The sequence below is a fragment of the Hathewaya proteolytica DSM 3090 genome (assembly GCF_900142225.1).
Lineage (GTDB): Bacteria > Bacillota > Clostridia > Clostridiales > Clostridiaceae > Hathewaya > Hathewaya proteolytica.
Genome location: NZ_FRAD01000014.1, coordinates 1 through 18976 on the forward strand (window position 1 = coordinate 1; position 18976 = coordinate 18976).

Here is an 18976-nt window from a genome sequence, read left to right on the forward strand (position 1 = left end):
AGCTACTTTACATACCACATAGTTAAGATAAGACTTTCGGTATGATCATAATTAATGCTATGGATTTCCACTTTACATACCACATAGTTAAGATAAGACGTTGTATAAGTAGTTTATTATAAAAAAGTATTGTTGCTTTACATACCACATAGTTAAGATAAGACCCCAAAAATGTATATCAATAAACCTACTGATATTACAAGGTTTGACCTATTAATGTACTATTGATTTTTACCATTTTTGCAGTGCACCCCCGATAGTGAAATTATAAACTAATACTATAATGTTGTAAAGCCTTATAATACCTATGTTAAAGCATATTTCAAAAAAATATTCGCCCACTGCAATTAAAGAAATAATTCATCAAAATTCTTTTGTATTCCGTATACTTTTTTCTCCACATTTTTGGGGTTCTTTACCTCATATACATAAATTGAATCTCTACCCTTACAAATCATCTTCTCTAATTCGGTGATGCATTTATGCATCTTTCCATCCGTTATTTCTCCCTCGAAAACAGAATTTTGAGTCCAAACAAGGTATTTTTTTAGAAGCTTCCTTACTTTATTTACAATTTTTTCATTTACATCGTAAGTTACTATTACAAACATTCTACCACCACGCCTTCAATGGTTTGTAATCTTCATCGTGAATAAAATGTTTAATAAGTTTATAACATTCTAGACGAATAAAAGTTCTGTAAGACACTTTTCTATTTAAATGCCTATGCATAACTGTAGTACTCATTTTATTTTCAAATTCCCCTAAGAATTTTTTCCTTCCCTCTTCACTAAGAAAACACACTTCATCTTCGAAGATAAAATCTTTTTTATTTAACCTTCGATTATTCACCAAAGAAAATATTAGTGGATCTATAATCATCGGTTTAAAAATCTCAGCAATGTCTAAACTTAGTGAAAAACGTTTAGTAGATGGTTCATGTAAAAAACTAATAGTAGGATCTAATTGAGTTTTGTATATTTCACTTAATACATTTGTATACATTATACTATTTCCAAAAGAAACTAAAGCATTTATAGGATCCTTAGGTGGTCTTTTTTCTCGTTTTTCAAAGGTATATCCGTTTTTTAAAATCTCATTGAATGATTCATAATATGCTTGCCTCATTCTTCCTTCTTTTCCCATGAGCTCTTGAATTGAACACGATTGAGGCAAAGTTTTCCTTTCCGACATAACTCGATCAATTAAATTATCATCTACCTTATAGTATCTCATATTTCTTAAAATATGATGGGCAGCACTATCAATAAATGCAATGGCAATTTTCAATCGCTCTATGTCGTCAAGATAACATGCAGCTTGACATACCACCGTATACCCTGAAATATTCTTTTTTCTAGGATAATAAGTCCCCGAGTAAAATCCATAGTAATTGTAAAAATGAAGCATTACGCCATACTGACTTATATAATTTAACATCTTTGTATTTAAATCAACCTCTCCATATACATGAATATCATCAACCTGTTCAATGGGTAATGAACGTTTATTTCCATCCATATCTTCATAATATACTGTATTATCTTTTCTCTTTATCCTACCGTTACTCATTATATAATAATCTCTAGACATTATTCTTCCTCCCCAGAAAAACAGAATTCATAATATGCGCATTTTTTACAATACGGCAATTTTGGCATCTTAGGTGGATTTTTCGACGTATTAATTTGGTTTATATCAATCAATGTTTTTTCTATTTCTTCTACTATTTCATCATCCAATTCTACCTCTTCTTGTCGTTTTTCTTTCACATAATTTATAATACCTTTTCTTTCGATACCAAGTTTTCTTAGATAATACAAATAGTAATAGACTTGCATTTCATCAGCCTTTTTCATCTTGCTGCTTATCTTCACTTCTCGCACATGCTCACTATCCAATATGTCGAGTTTCAACATATCATCTACCATTACCTCTTTATGTTTTTCTCTTGTATATGAATTTTCATGTACTAATTTGCCTGACATAACCCGATCACTATTATTTTCCATGGTTATCCCCTTAGTATACAACCATAGTTTTCGTTTACAAATATAATAATAATTAATTTTTATACCTTGGACCTTTAATAACTCAAAGTCAATAGACATAAACAACCACTCCTTATTATAGAAATGGACTTAACTCCTTTTCTATACATACACCTTTTCCATAATATTTATTTTCATCAAAATCATATTTCTTTTCAAATATCATTATATCTTCACACCCTTTTATATTACATTGGGTTATAGAATCACTTTTTAATCTATATTTGGGAATACTAACTGTCTTCTTTAATATCCTAGACTTTATTGATGCCTTCTCTTTCTTTAGTGTCGAAATCAACGATTTATTTTTGACTTTCTTTCCATATTCTTTATCTAATTTACCCTGTACATCTATATATTCTTGTAAGATATTATCTCTTATAGAATCAAATATCATCCTAGGTATAACTGTGTAGGCTTCTATATCTCTCAAAATTCTCTGAGCATCATTTTTAGAGAGCTCGTATGAAGTAATATTGTCTAACACTTCCAAAGCTTTGTTGAATTTTTTATGAAACTTTGTTCCTTTTAAAGAATCTTTTGAGTACAGTATTTTTACAAGTTTTACCTTAATATCTTCACTTATTTTTAATGTATCCTCCACACCGTTATGTTTGATTTCAGTATTTAACAATTCTATGCCATTTTCAACTATACCCTCATCATATATTGTTCCTATACCAGTAACATTTTTCAGATAAATATATACATTAGGATTTTCTATAGATTTAAGACCTTTTCTATTACATCGTCCAAATCGTTGGAACATACTATCTAAAGTAGACTCATCAGTATGAAGCACATCAAAATCAATATCTAATGATGCTTCTACTAATTGAGTTGTTATCCATATACCACTCTCATTACTCTTAGCAAATTCTTTTATGTTCTTTTCTAGTATACTTCTGTGTTCTTGTATATACATTGAATGGAGCATATTTGTATCTACATTTATATTTAAACTAATAGCTTCCCTACAAATATTATCATAAATTTCTACGGCTCTGTTAACTGTATTAACTATAATTAGCACTTTACTACTTTGTCCCTGTTTAATTATATCCTTAATATTTTCTTCTATAGATTCATTTTTTAAACAGATATTGTGTCTTATAACTTTTGTATTATATACTGATGGCTCGAAATTATTATCCAATACTTTTCTCCTTTTTAGTTCATCTATATATATTTGGGGCATAGTAGCTGTCATTATCATAAAACGGCCGCCAATTTTATGAATCATCTCAATTCCCTTTATTAAAACAGCACATATTTCTGGTGAGTATGCTTGCATTTCATCTATAACAACCTTGGAATATGCCAGTGTGGCATACTCTCTTTCATATCCAGCGTAAAGAAATGGGAACTTAAATATCTGATCTATTGTAGAAAAAGTTAGCTTTGTAGACATCAACCTTGATTGACTTGCTATTTCTTCATAACCAGTATAATCATTATCTGACATGTAATCCATACTAGTGGAATGCAAAAGTCCAGCATAATTATATTTAATATCCTCCTTTGATACTCTATCAAATAATGCATTTATACTTACCCTTAATGGCAATGTAAAGAAAGCTTTGTCGTTGTTAATCCATATAAGTGCCGTCTCCGTCTTACCCATACCTGTCGATGCAATAAGTACCAAGTTTTTTTCCCTGTTCTTTTTCGCATACTTTTGTACTTCCCTAAGCTCTTTATATTGGGCAAGGATAAATTTCTCTGTATACTCACCCACATTTTCATTACTGTTTAATTCAACCTTCTCGTGAGCAGAAGCAGCATAATCTAACCTATGAGTCAACCCCTTTAGCATTATATACAATATGTAGTTATCATCCTTAGGTAATATTCTGTTCTCCATATCATTAAAATATCTACAATTAAAATTCTCTTCTTTGATCACATATTTAGGTTTGAATTCTTCTTTTAATTCTCCTATTTTTGTATATATATCATTATTTAGTATTTGTAGAATCTTATCCTTTAGTGATTTATCTATAATAACATTTCTTTCATGGTGGTAACCTATTGACTGAACAACGCACTTGTTTAACTCTTTATTTATGCCTAATTTGCTACACATCAGAAAAGCAGGAGAAATATAATTATGAAAAATATCATTCTCAAATTCTGTTGTAATTTCTTCTTCGCCTATTTTTTTTCTTATTGCATTTTGAAATGGAGTATACGTTTTACCTAAATCATGAAATTCGATGATAATATCTAACATTCTCCAAAATTCCTCTATTTCTATATCAACTATGCTACAAATCTTATCTCCATAAGATGTCTTTAATACTTCACATTCCTCCCTCAAAGCATCTGTATGTTCTCTCAAAGTTTCAGTAGGCTCTGATTTTGCATATATCATACACATTTCCCCTTTTTGATTTATTAATAAGGCAAGATGTTTGTAAAGCCATCTTGCCTTAAAATTAATTATTAAAATACACAGCATCCTGAAAGTCATCCAATAGAATTGTATCTGATTTTACTCCTTGGCCTTCTTCAACATATATTACATTTATCTTATTCCAACATTTCCTATCATCTTTATAATAATTATTTAGTCTATAGTTTATACCACTATACTCTTTGCCATGAACCTTTGGAACATATATTGGCATCTTCATATAATAATCGTTTATTACATGATTTTCGTAATCATTTCCACCATCACCATCAATACAATATTCTTCAACATCCACAAATCGCATATTGTCTATTCTAACTAAATCTTCCTTACGTCCTAAAGAAACATATTCGTCAAGATTTAAAAACTTATCATACAATTGTTGAAGAATCTTCTCTTCGCCACTTATATGAATTATGAGATTAACATTTAAAAGCATATGTTGATTCATAGGCATAGTAGTTATCTCTTTAGATTTATAAAAATATGTTGTTTGATAGTTATTGACTATACTCTCATAACTGCCTTGTATACTAATACCTAAAGGGATATACTTGTCTGCCTCTAATAACTTATGAAGTAATCCATTCACAGTAGAGTATGGTGGCAATGGATACGTTTCAGATATTTTCATTGCAAATGGCTTTTTATAGCATACCGTTTCTTGAAATAAATCCAATCTTAAGGCTCTCATATTCTACACCTCGTAATATTCTTTTACTCCTGTTATAAGGTTATTAAAAAACTCATCAACGCTCATCACTTTTTCTGGTAGTATTTCTTCGAATTCATCTCTATTGTCAAATATACCATCAATAATTCCTACAGAAGTTGACTCTTTTAAACTCTTACCCATGAATGTAGAACCAACAATATCTTTTATAGCCTTTGCATTTATAGAATATCCATTTTGATTCCCATCAAGTTTTATTCTACCAAGAAAAAATGGATTAGCAACATCATATACACCACCGATTACAAATAGTGGTGAAAGATTTTCTTGTCTGCCTCTTATATTTCGATTAAGAATTTTTATTATTTCAAGTAGCTCAGTTAACCTTTTAACTTTATCTGCTTTAGGTAGTTCTAGTTCACCGTCCTTGCCTATTCTAGCAAGATCTATTGTGAAAGTATACGTGTAAAAGCTTAAATGTTGCTCTATGTTTGCAAGGTTTGGGTGTTCACCAATTCTATCTGCCAATCCTTTGTTATTTAAAAAATCCATATCACCCCTATACGGTTCTAAAGATATAGCATTACTTAATCTAACAACAGCTTCACGTGTAGCAGATCCCCCTTTAGACTCATCCCCTTTTTTTATAGTTTTCATATATCCAAATAGGTCCATTTCTTGGGAGTCCACTATTGTGCAATTGTCTTTAAACTGAATTGTTCCCTTAGCTTTATCAACCACTTGTAAGTTCCAATCGAATAGCTCATGTCCCAGTCTTACTACATCAAATCTAATTGCTTGCCTAGAAGCAAACGAGTAAACATTTCCATCAGCTCTACTAAGTTTTTTCAACTCAGATATATTCCCAAACCCTTCACCGTAATTCATACTTTGAGCTTTAAATACTATAGTTGCAGTTATTCCTCTTCTCATGTTATTTTCCTCCCTCTACATTAGGTTCATATTTTTCGGATATAAGTCCTGCTATAAACGCATAGGCTATAGATTCAAAATCAATTTCTTTTTCCGACATAATTTCAAGAAATATCATAGGTACACTCTTATTGCAACCCATAAATACTCTCAACACAATATCCATAAAATCTTTTTTATTTCTCACTTTTGCAGTATTAAGCAACCTATAAGAAATACTTACAATCTTGTTATTTCCACTGATGCTTTCATAATAGTCATGTACTTCTCTACCTGCCATTCGTACCGATTTTAACTTTTTCTCATCCACTCTTCTTTACCTCCCTTTTTATATTCATTAAGAATATATCTTATATTGATAATGTTATATATGTCATTGACTCCATAAGTTACTTTTTTATCACCGTCCATTTGAAAATTTATTTTTTCTTTTAAAAGTCTATAAATCATATGCTTTAAATCTTTATTTTTCAATATATAATCTATAACTTGTGCTTTCAGTATTTCGGACTTTACCCTATTTAAACTTGATGTTTCTTTAGTGAAAAATTCTGCTAAATAAACAGGCATATTAAAATAATTTAGTACACATTTTTTTGCATCTATACTAGCTTTAAATTCAACAAACATTATATTTTGTAATTGGAATTTGCTTCTCTCCTTGTTTTCCTCCACAATATCAATAATAAGTTGATTAAATGGATTATCATTTTCCTTTTTATTTTTGAGGTTTAAATTCCTGCTATATAACTCATCTATTGACGTATCCATATTTACAAAACCATAAAATTCATTATCACCATTAGATATATACTTTTTTCTTATAGGCGTCGTTCCAGCTGGAGTGCAAAATAATATTAGTTTACATAATGGGCATATGTTAGTATCAGGATTCATATTCCAATATAAATTTAATGCATTATCTGAGCTTACGGCTAATGGGGCAAAATTACTTTCTGTATAAATATCCATTATACCTTTGATATTTCCACACATTTGGCAAGTTTCCAATGAATCCACGTATTCTTTTATATCTCCAATGTTCTTACCCTTCTTGATATACTTATTGTTTATGTCTTTAAAAAATTTTTCAATGTTTTTGATACTGCCCTTGCTTATAGCTTTTGCTTTAATTTCTTCATTCCAATGTTCTAATGAATCTTCCATAAAATTTTTTAACCTTTGGAGATCATCATCCTCTATAATATCTTGTAACTTATAATAATAAACTAATGGTAACAAATAATCATTGTACATTACTTTTTTTAAACCATTTGCGTCAAGACTTGATTTTAACACATTAAAATAACTAACTTGACCAAAATAATTATCTCCAATAATATATTTATATAAATTTAATGTGAGTCGCTCATTTATATGCGGTATTTTAAATATATCAATACATTGTTGTGATAAATCTTTTAACTTTTCTATTTCATCATAGGTTTTTATATTGATAATCTCATTTAAAATATCTTTTAGTTTTTCAAAAGAACCCAAATCAAATTTTTTTATTTTATTATCTGCCTGATATTTTATGGTATCTCTTATTCGTTTAACGGCCTCCTTAACTTTATCATTATTCTTAGTTGCATATGCTATAGAGTAATTTATACTATTCTCCATTCTTTTTGACATATCATATTCATTCATGAAATATGAAAAATAGTATTCATGAAAGTTTTCAAGCAATGCACTATCGAATTTTATATAGTTATCTTTTTTTTCCACTTGTTCTTCTACATCTGAATGTTTTAATATATTAAGGAATCCTACAATCCCCATATTCATGAACCAATCATTCATATATACTTTTATACTTGCCATCCTCCTTCACCTCCCTATTCTACAATATCAACCATTCCAAATCCTTGATTTCTACGAAACCCAAGACCTAATTGATAAAGAAGGTTTAGATCTTCTTTATCGCCCTCAAGATTAAACAAACCCTTGTAGGCATTTACATACAAGTAATCATGTTTCATATTGGTGCAACCGCTTATTTCTTCTTTTACTACAGTTTTTTTCATGGAAACCGGTTCAAATATTAGTTCCTGTTTTAAACCAGATCCTCTATAATTTTTTATTATAAGGTCACACATATAGTTCAGCTCAGTCCTAAATGCTTCTTCCTCCATTTTAAGGAATTTTCCATCTTTGCTTTTTACAGCAATAGGCGATAGTGTCCGCATTATGACTTTATCATTAGTTATAGTTTTCTCAGGCACCATTCGTATTCCTGTACTTATGATGTCATATTTATTTTTATAGTTAAATGCTTTTTTCGATACAATGCCATTGTATAGATTTACCATAAAGCCATAGTCAGGCGACGTTATTTCAACCACAACTTTATCTTTGATCAAAAACTCATCATTTCTAACCTCAAACCCTTTCATATACACAGAAAAAGTCATATTTTTGCTATGCTTGTTCTTACTATTTTCCTTATAAGAATAGATTTTATCTAAATACTCTGGATTCGATTTTTTTAATGCTTCTTTTATCATAGAAACTACCATCATATTGTATGTCATAGGAATTTTCTCGGTCTTAAACTCACATCTTAGTCTCATATTTTTCTCACCATCCTTCTCTTAAATTTTTCTTATAATTCCATTATATCACCCATTGAGGAACTATTTGTGGTTCAATTAAAATATTCCCATATAATTTGTTGATTTTTGTGTTATATTGAAATATTCTATTATATTTTGTTTAGTTATTATTATTTTCTATTGATTATTTTTCATTACCATATCTATCTCTTTTATAACATTTTCTCTAACGCTAGCTGGTTCTAACACTTTAACGTATCTTCCCATACCCATGATCCAGCTTATAAGCTCTGGAGATTCTCTTACCGTAGCTGAAAACACTATTGAATTGTTCCCTGTTTCCTCAACAATTTGATCTTGAGACCATATCTTCTCCTTTATACTGCTTGCATATGGATATTGTATTTCTAATTTAATTTTTATTTCTTTACCTTTCCATACACCAATACAATTTTTACTATATGCTTTCCAGTTGAAATTAGGATCCATCACAAATTTTTCTTCCATTAACATACACTCTTTTATTCTACAAAGCTTAAATTCTCTTATTCCTTGTCCCTTTTCACAAAAAGCTACAACGTAAATTTCATTTTTATTGGTATAAAATGCATATGGGTGAATTATTCTGTATTCAGCTTCTACTCCTGGCTTTTTATATTTTATTGCCACTTTTTTCTTTATTATATTTGCTTCTTTTAACTTATCATACTTACTCTCTTCTTCTTTCAAATTACAATTATTTATAGGCTCCGTGGCGTAAAAACCTACCATATCACAATCTGTACCTTCTATATGTGCAGAACATTTTATTTTATCAACTATTTCTTTAAATCCATTATGATGTATATGATTACATTGTTGAAATTCAGCTGTTAGTATATCCAACATAGAAATTTCATCCTCTGTTAACCTCATTTCCACAATACTATTCTTATCGCTAAGCTCGTACCCTCCATTACTCCCGGTAGTGGAAGTTATAAATACTCCTCCCTGTTCTAAATCATCCCTATATTTTTTTACTTGCCGTTCACTGACTTCTAGTTTTTCAGCTAATTCTGATAATTTCATTTTCCCTCTCAGTTTTAGCAACATCATCATTTTTAGTGCATTCCCAATCTTACTCATTGTCCCTACCCCCCATTATTCTAACTGGCACATTATTCCTATGTATATAATTCAATATTCCTTTTATTTTTCCTTCTAAAATAAAGTTCTTTACATACAAACATCTGATTAATATAGCTGTTTGAATAATATAACTTAAATAGTGGAACACTATTATAAATCATTACAAGTGAGGCGATAAAAAATGTCATTAAATGAAACTCCTACGTTGTCCAACAGAGCTTATAAATTCAGAATATATCCTACTGGAAGTCAGAAAAGGCTTATTTCTAAAACTTTTGGTTGTGTACGTTTTATATATAATAAAATGTTGGAAGACAAAATTAAATACTATAAAAATACTGGTGAGCTTGTTCGCCTTACTCCCGCCTGTTACAAAAATGATTTTCCATTTTTAAAAGAAGTAGACAGTCTTGCCCTTGCCAATGCACAGCTTCAATTGGAATCTGCTTATAATAATTTCTTTAGGAACAAGGGCACGGGGTTCCCTAAGTTCAAATCTAAGAAAAAAGAAACTTGCGCGTATACTACCAATGTAGTAAAAAGAAACATATATTTGAAAGACCAGTACATCGTTCTGCCTAAACTTAGAGATGTAAAAATAAAATGCCATAGAATTATTCCCAACCATTATAAACTTAAGGCAGTTACCATTTCCAAGGCTGCCTCTGGAAAGTATTTTGCTTCTTTGTTATATGAATTTAAAAAATCCATTCTAAACATAATTCCAAAGAAAATCCTTGGTCTTGATTTTTCATTGCCAAAATTATTTGTTGCATCTGATCCTTCGTTAAAAAATGATGATACTAAGTTGCACTGTTATAAAAGATTAGAGGATAAACTAAAAATACAACAAAGAAAGTTATCTCACATGAGAAAAAATAGCAATAATTTCCTTAAACAGAAGAGAAAATTAGCTACTATTCATGAAAAGATTAAAAATAGACGTAAGGATTATCTGCATAAGATGTCTTGTAGGATAGCCAACTGCTATGACATGGTATGCATAGAAGATTTAGATATGGTGGAGATGTCCCACGTGCTTAATTGGGCTAAATCCGTTAATGATGCTTCTTGGGGAATGTTTACTACCTTTCTTAATTACAAACTAAAAGAGCGTGGAAAGTATCTTCAAAAGGTTTCACGAATGTATGCTAGTAGTAAAACCTGTCATATCTGTGGATTTGTTAATAGAACTTTGACTTTACAAGATAGAGTTTGGACTTGTCCTCACTGTGGTATCATACATAACAGGGATAGAAATGCAAGCATAAATATTGAAAAAGAAGGGTTTAGATTATTTAACGAAATTCACGGATAGACTCAATATATTGCATTATAATTTAGAACCGCAGGGCATGCGGACATAGCCTGCTGATACTGTAATTTTAAATTGCTTGAACAGGAAGCCCTCACTAATTGCTAGCGAGGGCGTGCCACATACATCTTATGTTATTTTCTATTTAAAGTGCCTCTTCTATAGTAAATAACAGACAAGATCATCCCCATGGTCCACCCTATTGGCCAAGACATCCATATTCCGATTTCCCCAAAAAAGCTGGCAAGAATGAATGAAATAACCACTCTAAGAATGAGATCCGTAAAGGTGGATATCATAAATTCCTTCATTGCAGAGGCTCCTCGAAGAACTCCATCAGTGAGAAGCTTTACGGCCACGATGATATAAAATGGTGTTACAATTTTTAAAAATGTAGTGCCCGTTTTAAGGGCAGGGCCAGTGCTATCCATGAATAAATTTATCATACTGTTGCTGGCAAAAAAGTATACTGCAAAAAAGGCCAAAGCTACAGCTGACACCATAAGAATGCCGGATTTATAGCCTTCCTTTACTCTATGGGATTTGCCAGCCCCCACGTTTTGAGCAGTAAAGTTGGACATACCATTTCCTAAAGTGGCAAAAGATGTGATGGCAAAAGTGTTCAATTTTATAGCGGCAGAGTAACCAGCTATGGCTGAAGAACCATAGGAATTTACAAGGCCTTGAATGAATATGTTACCTATGGATACAAAGCTCTGTTGCAGTATGCTAGGGATGGCCATATTGCTTATTCTCTTTAGCATCTCTATGGAAAATTTTTCATAAACTCCAGCTTTTATTTCTTTTACACGTTTCAGCAATGTGAACAATGCCAATATGCAAGCTATGCCTTGAGCTATGAAGGTGGCCCATGCCACACCTGCAACTCCCCAATGGAATACTGCTACAAATACATAATCAAGGACCACATTGCCTATGGAAGAGCCAATCAAAAAATATAGTGGTGTGCTAGAATCCCCAAGGGCTGTAAATATTCCTGTGCATATGTTGTATAAAAACAATAATATAAATCCCAATATGTATATATTCAGATAAAGTTTGCCTTGCTCAAATATATTTGAGGGAGTTTTTATTATACTCATGAAAAACCCACTACTTGCAAGACCTATTATTGTAAGCAGCAGTGATAAAATTAATGATGAAATCATGGTGGTAGAAATGGCTGTTTTCATTTTTTTGTAGTTCTTTGCACCAAAAAATTGAGAGATGACAACAGAACAGCCTATATTGCTTCCTATGGCTACAGCCATAAAAATCATGGTGATGGGATAAGATGCTCCCACGGCGGCAAGGGCACTTTCACCTGCAAAACGACCTGCTATTATACTATCAGCGATGTTGTAAAGTTGCTGAAAAATCACACTTATAAACATTGGCAATGATAATTTAAACAATACATTGCCTGGGTTTCCTATGGTAAGATCTTTAATCATATAGCCTCCTATAAAAGTATATTAAATTATTATGATTATCCCCTCCACAAAATTATACCACTATAAGCTGTTAAATGTGTGTTAAAAATAAAAACCAAGAAAGGCATCCACACTTTTCTTGGTTTTGTGTTTATTTAAATGTTTAGAATCCTAAAGATAGATATGCAAAATAAGCCGCGTAACATAATAGCATCAGCACCCCTGCCCATCTTTCTAGCAATTTCTTTTTTGCTACACATACAATAAGCAATAGAGCTGCTGCTGCACTTATAACTGTGTCAATAAGGAAATTTGGGGCAAAAGGCACAGGAGTTATTAAAGATGATATTCCCACTATAAATAAGATGTTGAATATGTTGCTTCCTACGATGTTTCCTATGGCTATATCTGCTTTTCCTTTTACAGCTGCCATAACTGATGTGAAAAGTTCTGGCAAGGATGTCCCTAAAGCTACTATGGTGAGTCCTATAAATCTTTCGCTAAGTCCAAGAACTCTAGCTATTGTGGTAGCACTGTCTACTGTTACATCACTTCCCCAAACAATAAGAACAAGCCCCAGCAAGGAAAAAGCCAATAGTTTCCACATAGGTCTTTTATCTAGTCCAGTGTCCTCTTCCCTATTGTTTTTTGATATGTAGAACAGATATGCTAAAAAGCCTATGAAGAACACAAGGAAGATAATACCTTCCATCCTCCCCACAACTTCGCCTGTCCACCCTGTTATGAATAGTACAACAGAGGCAAGTATCATGTATGGCATGTCAATTTTTAGTGTAGATTTTTGAACTGCCACAGGGATTATTACAGCAGTAATTCCAAGTATAATAAGTATGTTTAAGATGTTGCTTCCAACTATGTTTCCGATGGTTATATCTGCTGAACCTTTTATGGCCGCAGTAATACTAACCGCCGCTTCCGGTGCACTTGTACCCATGGCTACTATGGTAAGACCTATTACGATTTGAGGAATACCGAATCTAGTAGCTACACCAGACACACCCTCTACAAACCAGTCAGCCCCCTTTACAAGCATCAGAAAACCTAATGCCAAAAATAAAACTTGAACTAATAATTCCATAAAAACACTCTCCCTACTTATATTAGTTTATATATTAAAGTGCCCGTGAATCCCATTCTCATACACAAAAAAGAACAAGATTTTCAGCACAAATAAACGTACTAAAAGTCTTGTTCTTTCTACTCTATAAGAAAGTCTATGCAACCACAGCTATTTGCTGGTGATGTTGATTGTATAGATCCACTACTCCCTTTCGACTACATAATTATATCAAATACAAAAATAAATGCAATAGATTTCTCTATAGATTTATACAGGCAAAGCTTCTAAAGTCAAATAGGTATAGGGAATTTCTCCTTTAAAATACCTGCGATACGTTTCTCTGTATCTTTCCTTGTGAAAATCAGGGAAAAAGGTTTCTCCACAAAATTCCTTATGCACTATGGTTATAAACATCTTGTCTATTACTCCCATTTCAAGAGCTTCTCTATATATTTTTTCACCACCAGAAATAAAAACCTCCCTATCCCCGGCCAAGGTTAAAGCATCTGATAGAGTAGGAACTGTTACGCAAATTGGGCTTTCATACTTCATGGTTTTAGATACAAGAATAGTGTATCTATTGGGTAGGGGAATCCCAATTTCCTCAAAAGTATGACGACCCATGATGACCACATTTCCCGTGGTTAATTCCTTAAACCTACTTTGCTCCCCTGGAATGTTCCAAGGTATCTTTCCCTTGCATCCAATTACTCTATTTTCTGAAAAAGCTACTATTAATGATATACTCATGATAACTCCCTTATATATTCTAAAAAATAATTTACAATCTCCGGATCAAATTGGGACCCACTGCACCTAAGTATTTCTTTTACAGCTTCATTTTCCGGTATAGGTTCTTTATAAAAGTTTCCATTTGTCATGGCATCATAAGAGTCCACCACAGAAATAATTCTGGATATTACTGGTATATCTTTTCCCATTATGCCAAGAGGATACCCTTGTCCGTCATATCTTTCATGGTGATATAATACAGCTCTAGCCACAGATTCAAGACAATTACAGGCCTTTGCTATTCTATACCCCTTCTCACAATGGGTTCTCATAGTCTCAATTTCATCCTTGGTTAAATTGTTAGAATTGGTAAGAATATCTTCGTCGATGGCGATTTTACCGATATCGTGCAACTTTACTGCCATAATTAAATCTTCCATTTTTCCCACAGAAAAATTCAACTTTTTCCCGATATAAGCAGCTCCTCTCACCATTCTTTCTGTGTGATGTTCTGTCTCTAGGCTTTTTCTTTCAAGATTCTTTAAAAGCGATGTCATAGTTGAATTCAACAAATTGTTTTTTTCTAAAATTTTATGTCTATACAGTATTTCTTCTGCCTCTTTTAAAACATCGTAAATATTGTCACTGAGCTCCCACTGGATTGCTCCTCCTAGGGAAATGCTCAGTTCTATAGGACTTCCCTTGAATTTTTCACAAGATTTCTTTATAACTTCCATTACGCCTCTACATTTATTATCGTCAAAACACGGAAGAATTATTACAAATTCATCTCCACCCCATCGAAACAAATTGGCTACTTCAGGGCAGCTGTCCTTAAGCACTTTGGATATGGATATGAGAAGCCTATCTCCTTCTAGATGTCCAAAGGTGTCATTTATAAGCTTTAGCCCATTTACATCACCCATGATGACCCCTAATGGTAAGTTTTCTTCTTTTTGCAATTCTTTTATTTTAGATTCAAAGCTAGCTCTATTATACAAACCTGTCAAAACGTCAGTATAACATAAATACTTTAATTTACGCTCCATTTCATACTTTTCTGTCACATCTCGAGCCAGTCCAACGATGCCAATGACGTTGTTATCGTCATCCATAATGGGAGCTTTGACACTTTCCTTTATCTTCACTTCTCCCGTGGGAAGGACCATTTTAGGTTGATTGTTTACCACAATACCACTACTTATTATCTTATTATCATCTTCCATGAATTTTTTTGCCAAGTTTTTGTCGTACATTATCTCCATGTCATTTTTGCCGATGATTTCACCTTTACACATCTCTTCCAAGTCACTTCGACACCTTTTATTTATAGTAATATATTTACCATGAATGTCTTTATAAAAAATAGGATCTGGTATGGTGTCCATTATAGTTTGCAATATGCTTTTCTGTTTAGATAACTCAATCTCCTTTTCTCTCCTATCACTTATGTCTACTATCAAGCCTGAAAATGCAATTAAATGCCCCTGTTCATCCTTTGTTGGAAATATGTAACATTTTATATATTTTCCATTAACCTCAGTTTCATACTCCTTTTCCGTTCCATCCTTTAGCACTTCATCTAGCCTATATGAAAATAGATTGCAGAGATGCTTTGGTGCAACCTCCATAATAGATTTCCCAATGATGTCGTTGTCTATATCTTTATCATCCATATGAAATAATTTGCAATACTGGTCATTAACGTATATATATTTTTTATCTAACCCCACAGTCCAAACTGGACACGATATGCTTTGTATAAATGCTTTGAAATATTTTTCGTCCACTTTTTTTTCCCCCGATTTGCACAAAATATGATATGGCTATATACATAATATTATAATATATATCGTATAAGTTTTCAAAAAGTGAATGTATTATGGCTATGTTTATACTACGTGCTCAGCTAAAATATTTTTAAGTGCTGAAGCTGAACTAGAATGGCATCTAATAATCTTTGTTTTCCCCCCTTTTGTTTCGCTTATGGCACACCTCACCATTTTATGGGACATGGTATTGGTGAACAAAACAATTATATCTGGGGATCCTATTTTATTTCTGAGGGTTCCCTTCATTTTTGTAAACACCTTGGCATTGCACCTGTATTCTTTGCACACATTTTTATATTGACATTCCATACACTCATTTCCACCAACAATTACTATACTCATTTATACCACCTACGTTCTTTTATTTTTAAAAAGCATGGACAATAAATGACCATGCTTTTTTTCTTTATTTTATGACTTTACTCTTTTCAAAGTCTTCAGGTTTTTTCAAATCTATTGTTGCAATTTTACTACTGTGGCAGATGCCTGCGGAAGGACATATTTTGCATCCTCCACAGCTACAACCACAACTCCTCTTTCCGTTTTTCTTGTCCTTTATCATGGTTCTCAATACTAACGCTACTAGTAGGATTACCATGGTTCCCACGAAGATGGAAGATAAATTGTCCATTATAAAATCCACATTCTCACCACCTATTAGTTTATTCTACATTCTCATACTTATTCTTGCGAAACATTAAATACAAAAGAAGACCTAACATTGCAAACCCTAATGCTGTTAATAGTGTAAATCCGGCACCTGTAAATAGTAAGCCAATTTGATATACCATAAATGATATGATATAGGCAAATATACAAAGATATGCAATGGCGAACCATGTCCACTTTCCACTATTCATTTCACGTTTTATAGCACCCATGGCTGCAAAACATGGAGCACAAAGGAGATTGAATACCATAAAGGAGAATGCCTGAAGGGCTGTAAAATCTTTTGCCATCATTGTCCAATACTCCATACCGTCTTCAGCAACTTCTGCAAATCCGTAAAGCACTCCGAAGGTATTTACTACATTTTCTTTTGCTATAAGTCCAGTAAATGTTCCTACAGATGCTTGCCATGTTCCAAATCCCAGTGGTGCAAATATTGGAGCTATGAATCTACCTATGCTGGACAATAAACTAGTATTATTATCCTCTACCATGGCTATGGACCCATCTACAATTCCAAATCCTTGTAAGAACCAAAGTGCTATAGATGACAATAAAATAACCGTTCCTGCACGTTTTATGAAAGACCATCCTCTCTCCCAGGTTGCCCTCCATACATTTCCAACAGTTGGAATATGATATGCTGGCAATTCCATAACAAAAGGAGCTGGCTTTCCTGCAAATGCCTTCGTCTTTTTTAGAATTATTCCAGATATGATTACAGCTGCCACACCGATGAAGTACGCAGCAGGTGCCACCCACCATGCTCCACCAAACAAGGCACCAGCAATAAGTGCTATAATAGGCATTTTCGCTCCACATGGTATAAAAGAGGTAGTCATAATGGTCATTCTTCTATCCCTCTCGTGTTCTATGGTACGAGATGCCATAATGCCTGGCACAGAACATCCTGAACCTATAAGCATTGGTATAAAGCTCTTCCCAGACAATCCAAACTTGCGGAAGATCCTGTCCATGATAAATGCTACACGTGCCATATATCCACAATCTTCAAGACATGATAGCATAACAAACAATATTAACATCTGAGGTACAAATCCAAGTACTGCACCAACACCACCGATTATACCCTCTGACACTAGCCCTACAAGCCAAGGTGTAACCCCTGCACCTTCCATCCAACCTTTAACACCAGGTATAATCCATTCTCCAAACAAAGTTTCATTAGTCCAATCAGTTACAAAAGCTCCCACCGTAGTTACTGAAATGTAGTAAACAAGGAACATCACACCTACAAACAATGGCAATGCCGCCCACCTATTGGTGACGATTCTATCTATTTTATCAGATGCAGATAACTTATGATGTCCATGCTTTTTCTGCACACATTCTTCTATTATACTTCCAATGTAAGTGTATCTTTCATTGGTAATAATGCTTTCCGCATCATCATCCATTTCGTCTTCGCAAGCCTTTATATTATTTTCTATTTCATCAATGACATGCTTTGGAAGCTTCAATTCTTTTAAAATCTTTTCATCTCTTTCAAAAAGCTTAATGGCAATCCAAGGTATATTTTCCTCGCATACTAGAAGCCCATTTTGATTGCCTTCCAGTATGCTTTCAATGTTCATTATTCTTTCTCTCACTGTGCTCTTAAAAACCTGTGGCAATGAAGGTATTATATGAGAGGTCTTATACTGTTCAGCTATCTTTACCGCTTTTTCTGCTACCTCCTTAGATCCAATTCCCTTCAGTGCCGATGTCTCTATTACCTCACAGCCTAAGTGTTCTGACAGCTTTTTAAGATTTATTACATCTCCACGTTTTCTAACCACATCTATCATGTTAATTGCTATAATCATTGGGATTCCCAACTCTAAAAGTTGAGTAGTAAGATAGAGGTTTCTCTCTATGTTTGTACCATCTATAATGTTTATAATAGCATTTGGTCTTTCCTTCACAAGGTATGATCTGGTAACAACTTCCTCCAGAGTATATGGTGACAATGAATATATGCCGGGTAAATCTTGAATTACAACATCCTTATGGCCCTTCAATTTTCCTTCTTTTTTCTCCACAGTAACACCAGGCCAGTTACCAACGTACTGTGCGCTGCCTGTAAGATCATTGAACATGGTAGTCTTACCGCAGTTAGGGTTCCCTGCTAAAGCAATGGTTAATTTCATAGTTA

18 protein-coding genes are annotated in these 18976 nt (G+C 32.8%); 1 reads left to right on the top strand and 17 read right to left on the bottom strand.

Annotated features, from left to right (window positions below):
• Positions 1-347 precede the first annotated feature (347 nt).
• From cas2 to BUA73_RS08635, 10 genes are all read right to left on the bottom strand, one after another.
• The gene (gene cas2 / locus BUA73_RS08595) at positions 348-611 is read right to left on the bottom strand and encodes a CRISPR-associated endonuclease Cas2 (protein WP_072903725.1); all 264 of its coding nucleotides are present in this window, start codon (positions 609-611) and stop codon (positions 348-350) included.
• A 1-nt stretch (position 612) separates the two neighbouring features.
• Complete coding sequence (gene cas1b, locus BUA73_RS08600; RefSeq protein ID WP_072903726.1) at positions 613-1593, bottom strand: type I-B CRISPR-associated endonuclease Cas1b; 981 nt, start codon at positions 1591-1593, stop codon at positions 613-615.
• The gene (gene cas4 / locus BUA73_RS08605) at positions 1593-2111 is read right to left on the bottom strand and encodes a CRISPR-associated protein Cas4 (protein WP_072903727.1); all 519 of its coding nucleotides are present in this window, start codon (positions 2109-2111) and stop codon (positions 1593-1595) included. Before cas4 ends, cas1b begins: the two co-directional genes overlap by 1 nt.
• Positions 2112-2127: 16 nt before the next feature.
• Positions 2128-4425 (bottom strand): CRISPR-associated helicase/endonuclease Cas3, encoded by a 2298-nt coding sequence (locus BUA73_RS08610; protein ID WP_072903813.1) that lies wholly within the window; start codon positions 4423-4425, stop codon positions 2128-2130.
• 64 nt (positions 4426-4489) lie between these two features.
• A complete protein-coding gene (cas5b, locus tag BUA73_RS08615) occupies positions 4490-5161 on the bottom strand; it encodes a type I-B CRISPR-associated protein Cas5b (protein ID WP_072903728.1) in 672 nt (223 codons plus the stop codon).
• A 3-nt stretch (positions 5162-5164) separates the two neighbouring features.
• A complete protein-coding gene (gene cas7i, locus BUA73_RS08620) occupies positions 5165-6073 on the bottom strand; it encodes a type I-B CRISPR-associated protein Cas7/Cst2/DevR (RefSeq protein WP_072903729.1) in 909 nt (302 codons plus the stop codon).
• 1 nt (position 6074) lies between these two features.
• Entirely contained in the window at positions 6075-6383 is a 309-nt protein-coding gene (gene cas8a1 / locus BUA73_RS14385; protein WP_242942355.1) for a type I-B CRISPR-associated protein Cas8b1/Cst1, read from the bottom strand.
• Complete coding sequence (cas8a1, locus tag BUA73_RS08625; RefSeq protein WP_242942356.1) at positions 6365-7900, bottom strand: type I-B CRISPR-associated protein Cas8b1/Cst1; 1536 nt, start codon at positions 7898-7900, stop codon at positions 6365-6367. The genes cas8a1 (BUA73_RS14385) and cas8a1 (BUA73_RS08625) overlap by 19 nt, the downstream gene beginning before the upstream one ends.
• A gap of 14 nt (positions 7901-7914) precedes the next feature.
• A complete protein-coding gene (cas6, locus tag BUA73_RS08630; RefSeq protein WP_072903730.1) occupies positions 7915-8649 on the bottom strand; it encodes a CRISPR-associated endoribonuclease Cas6 in 735 nt (244 codons plus the stop codon).
• Between the two features lie 159 nt (positions 8650-8808).
• A complete protein-coding gene (locus BUA73_RS08635; protein WP_072903731.1) occupies positions 8809-9756 on the bottom strand; it encodes a helix-turn-helix transcriptional regulator in 948 nt (315 codons plus the stop codon).
• A gap of 184 nt (positions 9757-9940) precedes the next feature.
• Here BUA73_RS08635 and BUA73_RS08640 point away from each other — a divergent pair, with 184 nt between their 5' ends.
• Positions 9941-11077 (top strand): RNA-guided endonuclease TnpB family protein, encoded by a 1137-nt coding sequence (locus tag BUA73_RS08640; RefSeq protein ID WP_084672171.1) that lies wholly within the window; start codon positions 9941-9943, stop codon positions 11075-11077.
• Between the two features lie 131 nt (positions 11078-11208).
• Here BUA73_RS08640 and BUA73_RS08645 read toward each other — a convergent pair whose 3' ends face one another.
• From BUA73_RS08645 to feoB, 7 genes are all read right to left on the bottom strand, one after another.
• Positions 11209-12528 (bottom strand): MATE family efflux transporter, encoded by a 1320-nt coding sequence (locus BUA73_RS08645; protein ID WP_072903732.1) that lies wholly within the window; start codon positions 12526-12528, stop codon positions 11209-11211.
• Positions 12529-12670: 142 nt separating this feature from the next.
• Complete coding sequence (locus BUA73_RS08650; protein WP_072903733.1) at positions 12671-13606, bottom strand: calcium/sodium antiporter; 936 nt, start codon at positions 13604-13606, stop codon at positions 12671-12673.
• 249 nt (positions 13607-13855) lie between these two features.
• On the bottom strand, positions 13856-14338 hold the full coding sequence (locus BUA73_RS08655) for a dihydrofolate reductase (protein WP_072903734.1): 483 nt from the start codon (positions 14336-14338) through the stop codon (positions 13856-13858).
• The gene (locus tag BUA73_RS08660) at positions 14335-16110 is read right to left on the bottom strand and encodes an HD domain-containing phosphohydrolase (RefSeq protein WP_072903735.1); all 1776 of its coding nucleotides are present in this window, start codon (positions 16108-16110) and stop codon (positions 14335-14337) included. Before BUA73_RS08660 ends, BUA73_RS08655 begins: the two co-directional genes overlap by 4 nt.
• A gap of 102 nt (positions 16111-16212) precedes the next feature.
• Positions 16213-16494: a DUF2325 domain-containing protein gene (locus BUA73_RS08665; protein WP_072903736.1), complete on the bottom strand. Its 282-nt coding sequence runs from the start codon at positions 16492-16494 to the stop codon at positions 16213-16215.
• A gap of 64 nt (positions 16495-16558) precedes the next feature.
• Positions 16559-16795, bottom strand: a complete 237-nt coding sequence (locus tag BUA73_RS08670) for a FeoB-associated Cys-rich membrane protein (protein ID WP_207649869.1) — start codon at positions 16793-16795, stop codon at positions 16559-16561.
• 19 nt (positions 16796-16814) lie between these two features.
• Positions 16815-18971 (bottom strand): ferrous iron transport protein B, encoded by a 2157-nt coding sequence (gene feoB / locus BUA73_RS08675; protein ID WP_072903737.1) that lies wholly within the window; start codon positions 18969-18971, stop codon positions 16815-16817.
• Positions 18972-18976: the final 5 nt, after the last annotated feature.